Source organism: Sphingomonas sp. EC-HK361, from assembly GCF_902498785.1.
In the GTDB taxonomy this organism is placed as follows: Bacteria; Pseudomonadota; Alphaproteobacteria; order Sphingomonadales; family Sphingomonadaceae; genus Sphingomonas.
In genome coordinates this window covers 127149-144985 of sequence record NZ_LR701493.1, presented here as the reverse complement: position 1 = coordinate 144985, position 17837 = coordinate 127149, and the positions used below count along the sequence as shown (strand labels likewise).

18 protein-coding genes are annotated in these 17837 nt (G+C 67.0%); 9 read left to right on the top strand and 9 right to left on the bottom strand.

The annotated features are described in order from the left end of the window. Positions 1–14 precede the first annotated feature (14 nt). Positions 15–719 carry a c-type cytochrome gene (locus tag BOS5A_RS02110; protein ID WP_151953580.1) on the bottom strand — a complete coding sequence of 235 codons (705 nt, stop codon included), beginning with the start codon at positions 717–719 and terminating at the stop codon, positions 15–17. A gap of 106 nt (positions 720–825) precedes the next feature. On the opposite strand from BOS5A_RS02110, the gene BOS5A_RS02105 reads away from it, so the two are divergent. Beyond that, positions 826–1716, top strand: a complete 891-nt coding sequence (locus tag BOS5A_RS02105) for a prephenate dehydratase (protein ID WP_151953579.1) — start codon at positions 826–828, stop codon at positions 1714–1716. A 71-nt stretch (positions 1717–1787) separates the two neighbouring features. Further along, a complete protein-coding gene (locus BOS5A_RS02100) occupies positions 1788–2045 on the top strand; it encodes a PepSY domain-containing protein (RefSeq protein WP_151953578.1) in 258 nt (85 codons plus the stop codon). A gap of 13 nt (positions 2046–2058) precedes the next feature. Here BOS5A_RS02100 and BOS5A_RS02095 read toward each other — a convergent pair whose 3' ends face one another. Next, the gene (locus tag BOS5A_RS02095; RefSeq protein WP_151953577.1) at positions 2059–2511 is read right to left on the bottom strand and encodes a universal stress protein; all 453 of its coding nucleotides are present in this window, start codon (positions 2509–2511) and stop codon (positions 2059–2061) included. Positions 2512–2650: 139 nt separating this feature from the next. On the opposite strand from BOS5A_RS02095, the gene BOS5A_RS02090 reads away from it, so the two are divergent. The 5 genes from BOS5A_RS02090 (at position 2651) to BOS5A_RS02070 (ending at position 7549) form a co-directional block, all read left to right on the top strand. Beyond that, positions 2651–3949: a pyruvate dehydrogenase complex dihydrolipoamide acetyltransferase gene (locus tag BOS5A_RS02090; protein WP_151953576.1), complete on the top strand. Its 1299-nt coding sequence runs from the start codon at positions 2651–2653 to the stop codon at positions 3947–3949. A gap of 1 nt (position 3950) precedes the next feature. Then, the gene (locus BOS5A_RS02085) at positions 3951–4142 is read left to right on the top strand and encodes a hypothetical protein (RefSeq protein ID WP_151953575.1); all 192 of its coding nucleotides are present in this window, start codon (positions 3951–3953) and stop codon (positions 4140–4142) included. Then, positions 4139–4525 (top strand): acyl-CoA thioesterase, encoded by a 387-nt coding sequence (locus BOS5A_RS02080; protein WP_151953574.1) that lies wholly within the window; start codon positions 4139–4141, stop codon positions 4523–4525. The genes BOS5A_RS02085 and BOS5A_RS02080 overlap by 4 nt, the downstream gene beginning before the upstream one ends. 50 nt (positions 4526–4575) lie before the next feature. After that, positions 4576–5973, top strand: coding sequence for a dihydrolipoyl dehydrogenase (lpdA, locus tag BOS5A_RS02075; protein WP_151953573.1), 1398 nt, complete (start codon positions 4576–4578; stop codon positions 5971–5973). Between the two features lie 172 nt (positions 5974–6145). Next, on the top strand, positions 6146–7549 hold the full coding sequence (locus BOS5A_RS02070) for an NAD(P)H-dependent flavin oxidoreductase (RefSeq protein ID WP_151953572.1): 1404 nt from the start codon (positions 6146–6148) through the stop codon (positions 7547–7549). A gap of 7 nt (positions 7550–7556) precedes the next feature. Here BOS5A_RS02070 and BOS5A_RS02065 read toward each other — a convergent pair whose 3' ends face one another. The 3 genes from BOS5A_RS02065 to BOS5A_RS02055 all read right to left on the bottom strand — a co-directional run bounded on the left by BOS5A_RS02065 (position 7557) and on the right by BOS5A_RS02055 (position 10807). After that, on the bottom strand, positions 7557–8060 hold the full coding sequence (locus BOS5A_RS02065) for a PilZ domain-containing protein (RefSeq protein ID WP_151953571.1): 504 nt from the start codon (positions 8058–8060) through the stop codon (positions 7557–7559). 117 nt (positions 8061–8177) lie between these two features. Then, positions 8178–9860, bottom strand: a complete 1683-nt coding sequence (locus tag BOS5A_RS02060; protein ID WP_151953570.1) for an amidohydrolase — start codon at positions 9858–9860, stop codon at positions 8178–8180. A gap of 107 nt (positions 9861–9967) precedes the next feature. Beyond that, positions 9968–10807, bottom strand: a complete 840-nt coding sequence (locus tag BOS5A_RS02055; RefSeq protein WP_151953569.1) for an NAD(P)-dependent oxidoreductase — start codon at positions 10805–10807, stop codon at positions 9968–9970. 152 nt (positions 10808–10959) lie between these two features. On the opposite strand from BOS5A_RS02055, the gene BOS5A_RS02050 reads away from it, so the two are divergent. After that, a complete protein-coding gene (locus BOS5A_RS02050; RefSeq protein ID WP_151953568.1) occupies positions 10960–12201 on the top strand; it encodes a threonine ammonia-lyase in 1242 nt (413 codons plus the stop codon). A 320-nt stretch (positions 12202–12521) separates the two neighbouring features. Here BOS5A_RS02050 and BOS5A_RS02045 read toward each other — a convergent pair whose 3' ends face one another. Genes BOS5A_RS02045 through hrcA form a run of 3 tightly spaced genes read right to left on the bottom strand, consistent with a single transcriptional unit; the run spans position 12522 to position 14379 of the window. Next, positions 12522–12695: a hypothetical protein gene (locus BOS5A_RS02045; RefSeq protein WP_199857171.1), complete on the bottom strand. Its 174-nt coding sequence runs from the start codon at positions 12693–12695 to the stop codon at positions 12522–12524. Between the two features lie 47 nt (positions 12696–12742). After that, entirely contained in the window at positions 12743–13297 is a 555-nt protein-coding gene (gene grpE, locus BOS5A_RS02040) for a nucleotide exchange factor GrpE (RefSeq protein WP_442800493.1), read from the bottom strand. A gap of 38 nt (positions 13298–13335) precedes the next feature. Next, complete coding sequence (gene hrcA / locus BOS5A_RS02035) at positions 13336–14379, bottom strand: heat-inducible transcriptional repressor HrcA (protein WP_151953566.1); 1044 nt, start codon at positions 14377–14379, stop codon at positions 13336–13338. A 191-nt stretch (positions 14380–14570) separates the two neighbouring features. On the opposite strand from hrcA, the gene BOS5A_RS02030 reads away from it, so the two are divergent. Beyond that, positions 14571–16550 carry an OPT family oligopeptide transporter gene (locus BOS5A_RS02030; protein ID WP_151953565.1) on the top strand — a complete coding sequence of 660 codons (1980 nt, stop codon included), beginning with the start codon at positions 14571–14573 and terminating at the stop codon, positions 16548–16550. Here BOS5A_RS02030 and BOS5A_RS02025 read toward each other — a convergent pair. Then, entirely contained in the window at positions 16525–17805 is a 1281-nt protein-coding gene (locus BOS5A_RS02025) for a glycoside hydrolase family 130 protein (RefSeq protein WP_151953564.1), read from the bottom strand. The genes BOS5A_RS02030 and BOS5A_RS02025 overlap by 26 nt on opposite strands. Positions 17806–17837: the final 32 nt, after the last annotated feature.

Below are 17837 nucleotides of genomic sequence, written 5' to 3'. Positions count from 1 at the left end.
GGCCGGAAGCTCCCTTACTGCTTCTTCGCCGCTTCCTTGGCCGCATTGGGATCAACCGACGGCGCGCCCGATGCGGGGGTGCCGGTGTTCGCGATGTTGCCCGTTTCCGCGCCCGTCGCGTTCGCGACCGCAGCCGCCGCGTTTCCGCCCTCGGCAGGCGCCGCAGCGTTGTCGCCGCCGGCGGGTGCGGCGGCAGGAGCAGCCGGCAGCGGCAGGTTCGACCCCTGCTGGTTGATGTAGAGCAGGATGTTCGCGCGGTCCTGCGGATTGGAAAGGCCGGCAAAGGTCATCTTCGTGCCGTTGGCGAACTTGCGTGGGCTCGTGAGCCACGCGTTCATCTTCTCGAAATCCCAGTTACCGCCGACCGATTTCAGCGCGTCGGAGAACGCGAAGCCGCCCTTGCCCGCGCCGATCGGTTCGCCGAGCGTGCCATAGAGGTTCGGCCCGATACCGTTCGCTCCGCCCTGGTTGATCGTGTGGCACGCGCCGCACTTCTTGAAAACCTCGGCGCCTTTGGCGGCATCGGCGGTCGGCAACAGCGCTGCGATCGGCACTTCGGCTGCGCCACCGCCACCGGCTTCCTCGGCCGCCTGGACGGGATAGCCTTCCTTCTCGGGCTTTTCCGAATGGAAGATCATGCCGCCGGCAATCGACAGGCCCAGCGCAGCGCCGCACGCTGCCAGCACCCAGCCCGCGATGGTATTCGACCGATCATCCATGTGTGTTGTCGCCCCTCCAGGAATTGCGCGTCCCATAGACAAAGCGGGCATGGCCGCGCAAGCGCGCTTGAGCAGCGACGGTTCCGCGCCTAACCCGCGCTGCGATATGGACCAATATGCCGCCCCCGCCCGCCCGCTCGTCGCCGCCATGATAGATGCGGCCGCCGCCGATCCGGCGCGCGCGGTCGCGTTTCAGGGCGCGCCGGGCGCCAACAGCCATGTCGCCGCGATCGAGGCTTGCCCGGATGGCCTGCCCGTTCCCTGCTTCGATTTCGCCGACGCGATCGACGCCGTGAAGGACGGCACCGCAACCCGCGCGATCATCCCGATCGAGAATTCGCTCCACGGCCGCGTCGCCGACATCCATTTCCTGCTGCCCGAGTCGGGGCTGGTCATCACCGGCGAGTATTTCCTGCCCATCCGCCACGCGCTGATGGGCGTCGGTCCGCGTGACGGCGTGCGGCAGGCGATGAGCCACCCGCAGGCGCTGGGCCAATGCCGCCACTGGCTACGCGCGCAAGGCATCCACCCGGTGAACTATCCCGACACCGCGGGCGCCGCCGCATTGGTCGCGGAGTTGCAGGACCCGGCAATCGCGGCGCTCGCCCCGCCAAAGGCGGCGGAGATTTACGGCCTGGACCTGCTCGGCACCGATATCGCGGACGCCGACCATAATATGACCCGTTTCGTGATCCTGTCGCGGGAAGGCATCGAGCCCGCGGGCGACGGCCCGTGGATGACGACGCTGATCTTCGAAGTGAAGAACGTCCCCGCCGCGCTTTACAAGGCGATGGGCGGCTTTGCGACCAACGGCGTCAACATGACGAAGCTCGAAAGCTACCAGCAGGGCGGCAGCTTCGCCGCGACCGAATTCTACGCCGATGTCGAGGGCAAGCCAGGAGACGCGCCATTCGACCGGGCGCTGGCGGAACTGGGGTTCCATTCCAAATATGTGCGGTTGCTGGGGACATACCGGCAGGGTCGGGCGCGGGGGTAAGATACGCACGCCATCCGCGGGAAACATTCGCGACGCGGCGGGTTGTCCGAGATCAACTCCGGGATACCGTCATGCCCAAACCCCTTATGATCGCCGCCGCGATCACGCTCTGCCTGCCGGTCGCGGCGAACGCCGATGTGCCGGGCCGCGGCTGGATGAGCAGCGCGAAGGTGTCGCGCACTCTCGCCAAACAGGGCTACCGCGTCATCAAGATCGAGGCGGACGACGGTCATTGGGAGGGCGAGGCGACACGGGGTGGCCGCAAATACGACTTTCATGTCGATCCGCATTCGGGACGTGTGACGAAGATGGAACGCGACCGGGACTGACCGCCGGTAATCCTCAACTCAACCGGTCGATCGCCTCGCGGTCCAGCCTGCCCGGCACCAGCATCACCGGCACTCTCAGCGCCCCCGCCTCCGCCGCGAAGTGCGCAACGAGCGGCCCCGGCGCGCCGCTGGCTGCCACGCCCAGCACCAGCGCCGCGATTTGCGGGTTCGCGTCGATCACCTCGTGAACGATCTTCACGCTGTCGCCCTGGCGGACGGTGATCGACGGGCGTAGCCCCGATTCCTCGATCAGCGTCCCCGCCGCCTTCGCAACCACCCCCTCGGCATGAAGACGCGCCTCCTCCTCGATCGTCGCCTGCACGCCGCCGAACGCGATGAACTCCTGTTCCGGCAGCATGGCGAGAATTTCCACTCCGCCGCCGGTCTTCACCGCGCGCCGGGCGGCGAAGCGGAGCGCGGCTTCCGCCTCCGGACTGTCATCGATCACCACCAGATACATGCGCATGTTGCGGCCCCTCTCTCGCGCGATAGGTGGCGCGAAGAATGCGGTCGTGCAAGCGCATGCGTCGGGCGTTGGGGTTGACCCGACGCCAAGCGGGCGCAAGAGACGCCCCTACGGAATCTCTGCCCCGCAAGGACGCTTCATGCCGATCGAAATCAAGATGCCCGCCCTCTCGCCCACGATGGAGGAAGGCACGCTGGCGAAATGGCTGGTGAAGGAAGGCGACGTCGTGAAGTCGGGCGACCTGATGGCGGAGATCGAAACCGACAAGGCGACGATGGAGTTCGAAGCGGTCGATGAGGGCACCATCGCGAAGATCGTCGTGCCCGAGGGCACCGACGGGGTGAAGGTCGGCGCGGTCATCGCGGTGCTGGCGGCGGATGGCGAGGACGCTGGCGAGGCGGAGGCTGCGCCTGCCAAGTCGGAGGCCAAGGCGCCCGAGGCAAAGCCCGAACCCGCGCCTGCCAAGGCCGAGGAACCAAAGGTGGAGGCCCAGAATGCAACGCCCTCCGCCGCTGCAAAGTCCGATCACGGCACACGCGTGAAGGCGAGCCCGCTCGCCCGCCGTATCGCGGCGGAGAAAGGCATCGACCTTGCGAGCCTCACGGGCTCCGGCCCGAACGGTCGCATCGTAAAGGCTGACCTCGAAGGCGCGAAGACAGGTGCGGCGCCTGCGCCCGCCCCGACGACAGCGGCAGCGGAAACGGCGGCGTCCGCCCCCGCACCCAGGCCGGCGACCGTCCCCGACATCCCGCACGAGGCGACCAAGCTCTCCAACGTCCGCAAGACGATCGCGCGCCGCCTCACCGAATCGAAGCAGCAGGTCCCGCACATCTATCTGACGGTCGATATCCGCCTCGACGCGCTCCTCAAGCTGCGCGCCGATCTCAACAAGGGGTTGGAAGCGCGCGGCGTGAAGCTGAGCGTCAACGACCTGATGATCAAGGCGCTCGCAGCGGCCCTCGTCCAGGTGCCGAAGTGCAACGCGATGTACACGCCAGATCAGCTCATCAGCTTCAAGCGCGCCGACATCTCGGTCGCAGTGTCCACACCGTCCGGGCTCATCACGCCGGTCATCACCGAGGCGGACAGCGCATCGCTCTCGTCGATCTCGACCCGGATGAAGGACCTCGCCGCCCGCGCCCGCGACAACAAGCTGAAGCCCGAGGAATATCAGGGTGGCACCGCGTCGATCTCGAACATGGGCATGTACGGGATCAAGCAGTTCGAGGCGGTCATCAACCCGCCCCAGGGCATGATCCTTGCGGTCGGCGCGGGCGAGAAGCGGCCGTGGGTCATGGAGGACGGCACGCTCGGCGTCGCGACGATCATGTCGGCGACCGGCAGCTTCGATCACCGCGCGATCGACGGCGCGGACGGCGCCGAACTGATGCAGGCGCTGAAGACGCTCGTCGAATCTCCGCTGGCGATGCTGGCCTGAGGTGCGGCCCGCGCTTGTCATCGAAGTCGCGCATCTGGTGATCGCCGTCGCGGTCGTCTTCCTCGTCTTCTGGGCGTTTGCGTGGAGCTATCCGCCCGGCGCAGCGACGATCTGGGCGGTCGGCGGCGTGACGGTCGCGATTGCCGCACTGCTCCAGGTGCCGCCGATCCTGCGCGCGGGGCGTCGCGCATGACGATGTTGCCGCAAGGCTCCCCCATCATCCGCGTCACGGCAATGCCCGCCGACGCCAACCCCTACGGCGACATCTTCGGCGGCTGGCTGATGGGCCATATGGATTTGGCGGCCGGGTCGGTCGCGTCGCGGCATTGCGGCGGCCGCGCAGTCACGATCGCGGTCGAGGGGATGAAGTTCCACCGCCCCGTCATCGTCGGCGACGAGCTGTCGGTCTACGCGACGCTTGTCGCGACCGGCCGCACGTCGATGACGATCGAGGTCGAGGCGTGGCGCCGCAGCCGCCACAGCGAGGAAGCCTATAACGTGACGCAGGCGCGCTTCGTCTTCGTCGCGATCGGCGAGGACCGCCAGCCGCGCAAGGTGCCGGGAATGGCGGCGTAGTTTTCGAATATGCGGCCCTTGAGCGGGCCACGCGAACAAGGACGGACACAGTGGCAGACACCTACGACCTCATCGTGCTCGGCTCGGGCCCCGGCGGCTATGTCGCGGCGATCCGGGCGGCGCAGCTCGGCCTCAAGGTCGCGATCGTCGAGCGGGAGCTGCTTGGCGGGATCTGCCTCAACTGGGGGTGCATCCCGACCAAGGCGCTGCTGCGATCGGCCGAGATTTTCCATTATATGCGCCACGCCAAGGACTACGGCCTCGCCGCCGAGAAGATCAGCGCGGATATCGATGCTGTCGTGAAGCGGTCGCGCGGGGTGGCGAAGCAGCTCAATCAGGGCGTCACGCACCTGATGAAGAAGAACAAGATCGTCGTGCATATGGGCACCGGCAAACTGACGGGCAAAGGCAAGCTGACCGTCACCGACAAGGACGGCAAGACGACCGAGCTTTCGGCCAAGAACATCATCGTCGCGACCGGCGCGCGGGCGCGTGACTTCCCGGGCGTGCCCGCTGACGGCAAGCGCGTGTGGACGTATCGCCACGCGATGACCCCGCCCGAAATGCCGAAGAAGTTGCTCGTCATCGGCTCCGGGGCGATCGGGATCGAGTTCGCCAGCTTCTACAACGACATGGGCGCCGAGGTGACCGTGGTCGAGATGCTCGACCGGATCGTGCCGGTCGAGGATGCCGACGTCTCCGCCTTCCTGGAGAAGGCGCTTACCAAGCAGGGCATGACGATCATGACCAAGGCTGGGGTGGACAAGATCGAGGTCGGCGCGTCGGGGGTCAAGGCGACGATCAAGGACAAGGACGGCAAGGTTGCGACGACCGATTTCAGCCATGTCATCGTCGCGATAGGGATCGTGCCGAACACCGCAGATATCGGCCTGGAGGCACTGGGGGTCGAGACCGATCGCGGGTTCCTGAAGACCGATGCGATGTGCAAGACCAATGTCGACGGCATCTACGCGATCGGCGACATCACCGCCCCGCCCTGGCTCGCGCACAAGGCGAGCCACGAGGGCGTCATCGCGGCCGAGGCCATTGCGGGCAAGCACCCGCACGCGATGGACCCGCTCAACATTCCCGGCTGCACCTACTGCCACCCGCAGGTCGCGAGCGTCGGGCTGACCGAGGCGAAGGCGAAGGAAGCCGGCTATGAGGTGAAGGTCGGCAACTTCCCCTTCATCGGCAACGGCAAGGCGATCGCGCTGGGCGAAGCCGAGGGCTTTGTGAAGACGGTGTTCGATGCGAAGACCGGCGAGTTGCTCGGGGCGCACATGGTCGGCGCGGAAGTGACCGAGCTGATCCAGGGCTACACCGTCGGCAAGACGGGCGAGCTGACCGAGGCGGAGTTCATGGAAACCGTCTTCCCGCACCCGACGCTCTCCGAAATGATGCATGAGAGCGTGCTGGGAGCATATGGGCGGGCGATTCATATCTGAGTTTATTGTGCTCCCGCGAAGGCGGGAGCCCAGCCTGGGTCCCCGCCTTCGCGGGAGCACATCGGCTGTCGCTCCCGCATCCAACCCCGCGCCCCAAACGTATTTCCTCGCGTCCGCGCTGCCTTTCGCTATAGGGAGGCCACGCATTGTGTCGAAAAGGTGACGAAGAGACGTGTTCAAGGGACTGACGCCGATCATCTATGGCGGCCACGAAGTGTGGCCGCTCGTCGAGGGCGGCAAGGGCGTGGCGGCGACCAACCATGCATCCGCTGGCGCCTGGGCGGCGGCTGGCGGAATCGGTACGGTCTCTGCGGTTAACGCCGACAGCTACGATCCCGAAGGCAAGATCATCCCGCAGGTCTACAACGCCCTCACCCGCCGCGCCCGGCATGAGGAACTGATCGAATACGCGATCGAGGGCGCCGTCCAGCAGGTCCGCCGCGCGTTCGACATCGCCGGTGGCAAGGGCGCGATCAACATCAACGTGCTGTGGGAAATGGGCGGCGCGCAGCGTGTGTTGCACGGCGTGCTGGAGCGTACCAAGGGCCTTGTCGCGGGCGTGACCTGCGGCGCCGGCATGCCCTACAAGCTCAGCGAGATCGCGGCGTCCTACAACGTCTCCTACCTTCCCATCGTCAGCTCCGGCCGCGCCTTCCGCGCGCTGTGGAAGCGCGCCTATTCGAAAGCGTCCGAATGGCTGGCGGCCGTGGTCTATGAAGACCCCTGGCTCGCGGGGGGGCATAACGGCCTGTCGAACGCCGAGGACCCTCTTGCGCCGCAAGACCCCTATCCACGCGTGAAGGCGCTGCGGGAGACGATGCGCGAAGGCGGCATTCCCGATTCCACCCCGATCGTGATGGCGGGCGGCGTCTGGTATCTGCGTGACTGGAACGACTGGATCGACAATCCCGAGCTCGGCAAGATCGCCTTCCAGTTCGGCACCCGGCCGCTGCTGACCAAGGAAAGCCCGATCCCCGAGGGGTGGAAAGAGCGGCTGATGACGATCGAGGAGGGCGATGTCCTCCTCCACCGCTTCTCGCCGACCGGCTTCTATTCCTCCGCGGTGCGCAACCCGTTCCTGCGCAATCTCGAAGCGCGCAGCGAAAGGCAGATCGCCTTTTCCACGCAGGAGGCCGGCGACCACATCTTCCAGCTCGATGTCGGCGTAAAGGGCAAGAACTTCTGGGTGACCCGCAACGATCTGCTGCGCGCACGCGAATGGTTCGGCCACGGCTTCACCGACGCGCTGAAGACCCCGGACAACACACTTGTCTTCGTGACCCCTTCCGAAAAGACGGAAATCCGCAAGGATCAGGCCGATTGCATGGGCTGCCTCAGCCAGTGCGCCTTCTCGTCATGGATGGACAGCGAAACCAATTCCACGGGCCGCCTCGCCGACCCGCGCAGCTTCTGCATCCAGAAGACGCTCCAGGACATCGCGCACGGCGGCGATACCGAGCAGAACCTGATGTTCGCGGGCCATTCCGCCTTCAACTTCAAGCGCGACCCATTCTATTCCAACGGCTTCGTGCCAACCGTGAAGCAGCTCGTCGATCGCATCCTGACCGGCGACTGACGCCCGATCAGCCGCCGGCGAGCGCGCTTCGCACAACAGCGAGCGGGCTGGCCAGCGCGCCGCTCAGCGCATCGACGAGCAGCCAGCCGGCGACGCCGATCACGCCGACGAAAACGATGAACTGCATCGACCGGGCAAGCGCGCGGCTGCGTTCTGTTCGCGCGGCGATATCGCTGGCAAGGCGCTGCGGATCGCGGCGTTCCACTTTCCCGGCGCCGCGGTTCGCAACCTGCTTGTTCTGGTCGGCTGCGCTTTGCAGCAACCCTTCGATATCGAGGCTGTCCTGTGTGCGGACGCCGAACATCTGCCCCTTCACCCACACCGCCCGCGCAACGATGACGATGGTCGCCTTGCGGATTTCGATATAGGCGCCCTGCTGCGGTGCTGCCCCGCCCGCGCGCGCCATGAGCCCGCGTGACGAGACATTCTGGATCGACACGTCCGACCAATCATTGCCCAGCCGCATCCGTGCCTTCACCAATACGCGTCGGCGCGGCTCGCGTTCTTTCACCGGCAGACTCCGTCACGACCAAGTACAAGACATGTGCCGATCCCCGGCCTGCCCTTGCCTAAATCCTATCGTCATCGCGCTAAGCACTGGTTAACGTAGGCAAAATCCGTTTCGGACCTATTTGCGCTCGAAGACCTTTTCGCCGCCCACCCAGGTCTGCTGCACCACGGTCCTGCGCAGATCGCCGGCATTGACGATCGTGGGGTCCCGGTCGACGATGATGAAGTCCGCACGCTGACCCGGCTGCAGGCTGCCGAACTTGCCTTCCGCAAAGCCGGCATAGGCGGCACCGCCAGTGAATGCCCACCACGCCTGCTCGCGCGTCACGATCTCCTGCGGTTGCCACCCGCCGGGCGGCAAACCATCGGCACCTTGCCGCGTGAAGGCGGAAGCCCAGCCCGCGAACGGGTCCGGCCGCTCCACCGGAAAGTCCGACCCGAAGGCAAGCTTCGATCCATTGGCAAGCATCGATTTCCACGCATAGGCGCCCGCAAGTCGCTGCGGACCGAGACGCGCTTCCGCCATCAGCCGGTCGCTCGTCTCGTGGGTCGGCTGCATCGATGCGATCGTCGTGTTACGCCCGAAGCGCGGCAGGTCGGCGGGATCGACGATCTGCGCATGCTCGACACGCCAGCGGCGATCACCCTTGTAGGTCTGCGACAGCACATCGATGGCGTCGAGGACCTCCTCGTTCGCCTTGTCGCCGATGGCATGGACCGCGACCTGCCAGCCATCCATCGCAGCCCGGCTCATCGAGTTCTGGAGCTGGGTATCGGTCAGGAAACCGGCGCCGCGCTGCCCCGGTGCATCGCTATAAGGCTGTTTCAGCCACGCCCCGCGCGAACCAAGCGCACCGTCGGCGTAGAGCTTCACCCCACCCATGCGCAGATGATCGCCGTAGAGCCACGGCGTCGGTCCCTTGCCCCCGACGCGGATCGCGGTTTCGACGCCCAGGCCATAGCTCATCACCCGCACGCGCAGCGCGCCGATATCGCCCATCCTGCGATAGGTCAGCCAGTCGTCCAGCGTCGTGCCCATGTCGGCCACCGCGGTGACACCATAACCGAGCAGGATCTGCTGCGCCGTCAGGAACGCGGCATCGCGCTCCTTGGGGAGCGGCTGCGGCACGACCTTTTCGACGAGCGATTGCGCCGCATCGACGAAGACGCCCGATGGCTGCGATCCCGCCTTTTCGATCCGCCCGCCAGCCGGGGCGACGCTCGCCGCCGTAATGCCAGCTTCGCGCATCGCAGCGGCGTTCGCCCAACTGGCATGGCCGTCCGCGCGTGACAGCCAGATCGGATGATCGCCCGCCACGCCCTCGAGGTCCGCGGCTGTCGGGAAGCGGCCAAGGCCCCACTGCTCCTGGTTCCAGCCGCCACCCAGGATCCAGCGCTTCTCCGGATTCGCCGCGACATAGGCCGCGATCTTCGCCTTTGCCTCGTCGAGCGACTTCGTGTCGGAAAGATCGAGCGCGCCGGCGCGGAAGCCGAGTTCGGTGACATGACCGTGCGCATCGATAAAGCCGGGAATCAGCGTCTTGCCGCCCATGTCTGCGCGCCAGTCGTAGAGCGGCTTGCCGGCGTTCTTCTTCAATTCCTTACGGCTGAGCTTGGGTGGTTCCTCGCCCGGGGGCACGAGGCGCGTAACGCGCCCCTCCTTGTCGATCAGCAGCGCCTTGAAATGCACCACCTGCCCGCGCGAATCGAGCGCGATGCCGTTGACGTTGTCGATAATACCATCGGCGAACGCGGGGGTGGAGAGCGCGAAAGCGAAAAAGGCGATGAGGGAACGACGCATCCACTTACTCCGTCGCCCCTGCGCAGGCAGGGGCCTATGTCTATCCGTTATTGAACTTAGCACTTGAAGGTGAGAGCCATAGGCCCCTGCCTGCGCAGGGGCGACGGTTATCTCGGAAGCCTTCTCACCAGCGCACTCGTATCCTGTCGCGCGCCGCCCATCCCCTGAACCTCGGCGTAGAATTGATCCACCAGCGCCGCCAGAGGCAACACCGCGCCGTTACGCGTCGCCTCGTCCAGCGCGAGGCCAAGGTCCTTGCGCATCCAGTCGATTGCGAAGCCGAAGTCGAAGCGGTCCTCCGCCATCGACTGCCAGCGGTTCACCATCTGCCAGCTTTGCGCAGCGCCGCCCGAGATCGCCTCCAGCACCTTGTCGAGATCGAGGTCGCTCTTCTGGGCGAAACGCAGACCCTCGGCGACACCCTGCAGGACGCCTGCAATACAGATCTGGTTGACCATCTTGGTCTGCTGGCCCGCGCCCGCCGCGCCGACATGGACGATCCGCGCAGCATAGGCCCGCATGATCGGCTCCGCCTTCGCCATGGCTTCTGCCGTGCCGCCACACATGATCGACAGCTTGCCGGCCTCCGCGCCCGCCTGCCCCCCGGACACGGGCGCATCGACAACCATCGATCGTGCGCCCGCTAGCCTTCGCGCGATATCGGCCGACACCGTCGTATGATCGATGAAAACCGCATCGTCGCGCATGGCGGCAAACGCACCGTCGGGGCCGAGCGTTACGGCTTCCAGATCGCTATCGTTCCCGACGCAGGTGATGACGACGTCCTTGTCGCTCGCTGCCTCGGCGGGCGTGGCCGCGACGCGCAAGCCAGTCGCCTCGGCCTTGGCGCGCGTGCGATTATAGACGGTGAGGTCGTGCCCCGCCGCGGCGAGGTGCCCCGCCATCGGCGCGCCCATCACGCCGGTTCCGATGAAAGCGATCTTCATGGAGCTCGCGATAGGGCCTGTTCCCCCGCCGCGCCAGATGGTCTAGGCGCGTGCCCGAACCTCTGACCCGTTCGGGCTGAGCCTGTCGAAGCCCGCCCGCCGGGCGCCGTGCAGGCCGCCCTTCGACAAGCTCAGGGCGAACGGAAGAAGATATGGCAACCCAGACAAAGACCGACACCGCCCTCCCCGTCTCGATCGATGATATCCGCGCCGCGCATGCGCGCATTCGCGACGCGGTCGTGCGGACGCCCACGCTCATCAGCCGCACGCTCTCCGAACTGACCGGCGCGACCGTCTATCTGAAGTTCGAGAACCTCCAGTTCACCGCCGCCTACAAGGAGCGCGGCGCGCTCAACACGCTGCTCCAGCTGACCCCCGAAGCGCGCGCCAAGGGCGTGATCGCAGCCTCGGCGGGCAACCATGCGCAGGGCCTTGCCTATCACGCAAAGCGGCTCGGCATTCCCGCGACGATCGTCATGCCGACCAATACGCCGACGGTGAAGGTCGTGCAGACCGAAGGGCACGGCGCCACCGTCGTGCTGGAAGGCAGCACATTCGACGCCGCCTATGCCCACGCCCGCGTGCTGGAGGCGGAGCGGGGCTACACCTTCGTCCACCCCTTCGATGATCCGCGGATCATCGCCGGGGCAGGCACGACCGCAATCGAGATGCTGGAGGACGTGCCCGACATCGACACGATCGTGACGCCGATCGGCGGCGGCGGACTGATCTCAGGGATGGCGACCGTCGCGCGCGCGGCCGGCAAGCGGATCGAGGTCATCGGTGTGGAGGCCGAACTCTTCCCGTCGATGTATGCGCGCATCCGCGGCCTGAAGATGCCGTGTGAAGGTGACACGCTGGCAGAGGGCATCGCGGTGAAGGAGCCGGGCGCGATCACTTCCGCGATGGTCCGCGAACTTGTCGACGACATCGTTCTCGTCTCCGAGCGAAGCCTTGAGGAGGCAGTAAGTCTGCTGCTCCAGATCGAAAAGACCGTCGTAGAGGGCGCGGGTGCGGCAGGGCTTGCGGCGCTGATGCAGCATCCGGAGCGGTTCATGGGCAAGACCGTCGGCGTCGTGCTTTGCGGCGGCAATATCGACACCCGCCTGCTGGCGAACGTGCTGCTGCGCGATCTCGCGCGGTCGGGGCGGCTCGCGCGCCTGCGTATCCGACTCCAGGATCAGCCCGGCGCGCTGTTCAACGTGGCGCGCATCTTCGATCAGGAACGCATCAACATCATCGAGGTGTATCACCAGCGCGTATTCACCACGCTTCCCGCCAAGGGCCTCATCACCGATATCGAGTGCGAGGCGCGCGACAAGGCGCATCTCGACCGGCTGATCGCGGCACTCAAGGCCGCGGGGTATGAGACGAGCACCGTGGAATTGGCTTGAGGATCGAAAGCCGTCGCTGTGAACGATCCTCCCCCGCCAGGGGGAGGTGTCAGCGAAGCTGACGGAGGGGGAGGACGCGATGCCGTGCGTGGGGAGTCCGCCCCCTCCGTCACGCTTCGCGTGCTGTCCGTCGTCAGATCATTTGGCGCATCTCGCGGCGTAAATTAGTGGAGTGCGGGCCTCGTCTGGGGGTTGATGTTAGGCGGCGCGCTTGCGGTGCTGCAAGCGTCGATGTTCGATGGTTTGTCGCTGGGCGGCACCGTGCCTCACAGGCCGACCCACCCCAACCCCTCCCTGCCAGGGAGGGGCAAGCGTGTGCGTCAGTCATCGAACTCCAGCGCGGCGGCGGCGCCGCCGGTGAGGTTGTTCGGGCGGTTCGGCTCGACCGGCACGGGATAGCCGCCCGCGCCGTCCTTGCCCGGGCGCTTGCGCTTGCGCGACTGGGCTTGCTCGGCAATCCGCGCGAGCAGCGCCTCGCGACGTTCGCGTCGCACGCTCCCGGCCGGCGATCGTCGTGGCCCGAGATCGTGCGTCGGCATCGTCAATCCGCCTTCTTCGCGACCGCCACGAGCGCAGGGCGCAGCAGGCGGTCCTTGATCATCCAGCCCGACTGCATTTCTTGCACGATCGTGCCCGGTGCCGCGTCGCTCGGCATCTCCATCATCGCCTGGTGGCGATTGGGGTCGAGCGTCTCGCCCATCGCGGCGATGCGGGTGATGCCGTGGCGCTGGAACACGTTCTGGATCTCGCGGCCGGTCGCCTCCAAGCCGGTGACGAGGCCCTTCATCTTCTCGTCAGCGCGCAGATCGTCGGGAATCGCGGCGAGCCCGCGCTCGAGATTGTCGGCCACCGACAGCACGTCGCGCGCGAAGCTGGTCGCGGCATAGGTGCGCGCGTCCGCGGCATCCTTTTCCGCGCGGCGGCGCACATTCTGCACTTCGGCCTGCGCGTAGAGCGTGCCCTGCTTGGCCTCGGCAAGCTGCGCCTCCAGCTCCGCGATCCGCTCCGCCGATGCGTCGTGCTCGGCGACTTCGGGTGCGGCGTCCGCGGTTTCCTCGCGCAGGTCGGTGGGGTCGTTGGTCTCGGTCATGCACATCCCAGTTCTGAAATTCTGTCGTAAATGTTGCGCGACGCTCAACCCATGAGCCGGGCGAGCGTCGCGGCCGTGAAGTCCACTATTGGCACCACCCGCGCGTAGTTCAAGCGGGTGGGGCCGATCACGCCGACGACGCCGACGACGCGCCCGTCGCCACCGCGAAACGGTCGGGCGATGACCGACGATCCAGACAGCGCGAACAATTTCGTCTCCGCGCCGATGAAAATCCGTGTCGCATCGCCCGCGCGCGCCGAATCGAGCAGCGCCGCGATCTCCTGCTTGCCGTCGAGATCGTCGAGCAGATCGCGCACCCGCTCCAGATCGGCCGTCGCCGCATCGTCGAGCAGCCGCCCCTGCCCGCGCACGATCAGCACCGGTCGCCGCTCGCCATCCTCGCTCCACACCGCGAGGCCGCGCTCGATCAAGGCGCGCGCCGCTTCATCGACCGCCGCGAGTCCTTCCGTAAGCTCGGTTTCGACGCGCACGCGCGCCTGCGCCAGGGTCAGCCCGGCCAGCGCCGCGGTCATGTAGTTGCCCGCCTCGACCAGGGTCGACGGCCCCATGCCCCGCGGCAGATCGACGACCCGGTTCTCGACCGATCCGTCTTCGCTCACGAGCACGGCGAGCGCCTGCCCCTGAGAAAGCGAGACGAACCCGATCGAGCGCAGCACCTGCTCGCGCTTTGGCACCATGACGAGGCCGGCGCAGGCGGAAAGGCCGGACAGCGCCGCCGTCGTCGCCGCGATCGCATCCTCGACGGGGCCGCCGCCGCGCGCCCGCGCCTCGATCTCCGCGCGCTCCTGCGGGGACGGCTCGTGCGCCTGCATCATGCCATCGACGAAAAGCCTGAGGCCCAGATCGGTCGGCATCCGCCCCGCCGAGGTGTGCGGCGCGGACAGCAGCCCGCGCTCCTCGAGTTCCTGCAACACCATGCGGATCGAGGCGGGCGAGAGGTTCAGCCCGCCCTGCGCCAGCGTCTTCGACCCCACCGGCACGCCGCTGAGCAGATAGCCATCGACGACCCGGCGGAAGATGTCGCGCGCGCGGTCGCTCATCTCGGCGATTGGGGGCGCGTGGCTCATGCCCTCGATCTAGGATGCGGTGCAGGCCGCGGCAACGGATCGTTTCGCTTCGCCGCGGTGCCCAGCCGCGTTCGGGTAAAATCCTTGTCCTCGACCGCCGCTTTCTGCCACGCTTGTCGCATGTCGATCTTCAAGCCTGCCGCCATGCGCGACCTACCGCCCTGTTTCGCCACCCGCGGGGCGGCTGGCGCATGACCGCCGCTACCTCCGCTCCGCGCACCACCGGGGTCGCCGAACTGACGCTGCGCGGCATCCTGCTCGGCGGGCTCATCACGATCCTGTTCACCGCGGCGAACGTCTATCTCGGGCTGAAGGTGGGGCTGACCTTTGCGACATCTATCCCCGCCGCGGTCATATCGATGGCGATCCTGCGCGCGTTCAAGGATTCGACGATCCTGGAAAACAACATCGTCCAGACGATCGCGAGCGCGGCGGGGACGCTGGCGGCGATCATCTTCGTGTTGCCCGGCCTCGTGATGATCGGCTGGTGGACCGGCTTTCCGTACATCACCACCGCCGCGATCACCGCGACGGGCGGCATCCTTGGCGTGATGTTCTCGGTCCCGCTGCGACGCGCGCTCGTCGTCGATACCGACCTGCCCTACCCCGAAGGCCGCGCCGCAGCCGAGGTCTTGCGCGTGGGCTCCACGACCGCGGAAGGCGCGGAGGAAAGCCGCCGTGGTCTCGCGGTGCTCGTCCGTGGCAGCATCGTTTCCGCCGGGTTCGCCGTCCTCACCCAGATGAAGGTCGCGGCGGCGGAGGCAGCGGTGTGGTTCCGCGCGGGCGCCGGCGCCACCGGCATTTCGGGCGGGCTCTCCTTCGCGCTCTTTGGCGTCGGGCACCTCGTCGGCCTGTCGGTCGGGCTGGCGCAGCTCCTCGGGCTCGTCACCGGCTGGTGGATTCTCCTGCCGATCCTGACCGCGGCGAGCCCGATGCCGGGCGGCGCGGAAGCCTGGGCGGGCGCGGTGTTCAGCCGCGACGTGCGCTTCTTCGGCGCGGGCGTCATCGGCGTCGCGGCGGTGTGGACGCTTATCAAGATCGCGCGGCCGGTCGTCGGCGGCGTCACCTCCGCGATGGCAGCCGCGCGCGCGCGCGACGCCGGCGAGACGCTGGCGCTGGAGGAACGCGACCTGCCGATCGGCATCGTCTTCGGCGGCTCGCTGGCGATTCTGCTGCCGATCGCCTGGCTGCTGTGGAGCGTGCTGTCCGGCGGTCCGCTTGCGGGGTCGGCGGCGTTGCTCATCGCGGGGTCGCTGATCTTCGTCATCGTCATCGGGCTGATGATCGCCGCGGTATGCGGCTATATGGCGGGGCTCATCGGCGCATCCAACTCGCCCGTCTCCGCGATCGGCATTCTCTCCGTCCTCGCCGCGTCGCTGATGCTCGCCGGGCTGTTCGGGCGCGAGAACGCCGCGGGCACGACGCAGGCGATGGTCGCCTATGCGCTGATCGTCACCGGCATCGTCTTCGGCGTGGCGACCATCTCGAACGACAACCTCCAGGATCTGAAGACCGGGCAGCTCGTCGGCGCGACGCCGTGGAAGCAGCAGGTCGCGCTTATCATCGGCGTGGTCTTCGGCTCGCTCGTCGTGCCGCCGGTGCTCGACCTGCTCAACACCGCCTTCGGGTTCGCGGGCGCGCCGGGCGCCGGCCCAAACGCGCTCGCCGCCCCGCAGGCGGGATTGATCTCCGCGCTTGCGACGGGCGTGCTGGGCGGGAGCCTCAACTGGCCGATGCTGGCCTATGGCGCCGCCGCCGGTGTCGGCTTCATCCTGCTCGACGAAGTGCTTGGCCGTGCGGGCAAGCTGCGCCTGCCGCCGCTCGCGGTCGGCATCGGCATCTACCTGCCGATGGCGGTCATTCTGCCGGTCACGATCGGATCGGTGGTCGGCTGGTTCTACGATCGCTGGGCAGGCAAGACCGCGAACCCCGACTTCGCGCACCGCCTCGGCGTGCTGACCGCGACCGGCATGATCGTGGGCGAGAGCCTGTGGGGCGTCGCCTTTGCGGGGATCGTGGCGGCATCAGGCAGCGATTCGCCGATCGCGATCGTCGATGCTGGCTTCGCCGGCCCGGCGCTGATCGGCGGGACGGTCCTGTTCCTTGCAGCGGTCTGGTGGCTCTACGCCACCACCCGCCGCGCGGTCACATCGCTGCCAGCAGTTCCTTGATCTCGACAAAGGCGAAGCCGACCGAGCTGTCGGCGATGCCATACGGCATGAACAGCTTGTCGCCGTGCCGCATCGCGCCGCAGGTGTAGACGACGTTGGGAACATAGCCCTCGCGGTCCTGATCCTTCGCGGCCAGGATCGGCTGCTGCGTCCGCCCGATGACCTTCGACGGATCGCGCTTATCGAGCAACGCGGCCCCGATCGAATATTTGCGCATCGCGCCGACACCGTGGGTCAGCAGCAGCCAGCCCTCGTCGATCTCGATCGGCGGGCCGCAATTGCCGATCTGGACGAACTCCCAGGGCTGTTCCGGCGTCAGGATCAGGTCGCCGTCGTCCCAATGGGTCAGATCATCGGTGCGCAGCAGATAGAGGTTCTCTCCGTCCTGCCGCCCGATCGCCAGATACTCGCCGCCGACCTTGCGCGGAAACAGAGCAATGCCCTTGTTGCGCGCCGCCGTCCCCGTCATGGGAACGAGATCGAACGCCCGGAAATCGCGCGTGCGCAAGAGCTCCGACTGGATCGTCGAGCCGTTATAGGCGGTGTAGGTGCCGAGCCACTCCATGCTGCCGTCGTCATGCCGGAACTGGACGAGACGCAGATCCTCCAGCCCCTTCGACTGCGCCGCCGTGATCGGGAAGATCACCGTGCCCGACAGAGTCGAATCGCGGTGGCGGTGGACGGTGACGGGGCCGGTCGGCGCCTCGTCCTCTTCGCTGCCCAGCATATCGGTCGCGGTCGCGAACGGCGGCTCGGGCGCGAGCTTCAGCTCGTTGTCCTCGGTGATGATGCCTTCGCGAAACGCAACCGACGAGATATGCCCCTCGCCCACCGCGCGCAGCGACATCAGGATGCGCTGCGATCCGTGCGGCATGCCCGACTGGTCGAAATGCGCCACGGCGCTGGGGTTCATCAGCGCGGCGGCGGCGTAGCTGTACTCGTGACAGAAATAGGCGCCGATCAGCTGGCGCTTCTCGTCCGAGATGTTGGCGCCGTCGAGGCCGTGCTTCGCCTCGATCTCGTCATAGCGGGTCATGAACACGCGGCGGGTCTGCCAGTGGCGTGCCTCGAAGTCCTTCAGCACTACCTCGAGCTGCGCATGCGCCTCGGCCGGGCTAAGGTCGAGCACCTCGCGGATGATCCGCTCCGACCGGCTGACCCCGTGACCATTGGCCTGCCACGCGAGATGGAACGGCCGGACGACGACTCGCGAGGGATCGGCGTGCAACCGCAACGAATGATTGAAAAGCTCCAAGACCGGCGTGCCTCGCGTACCCGTTTTCCATA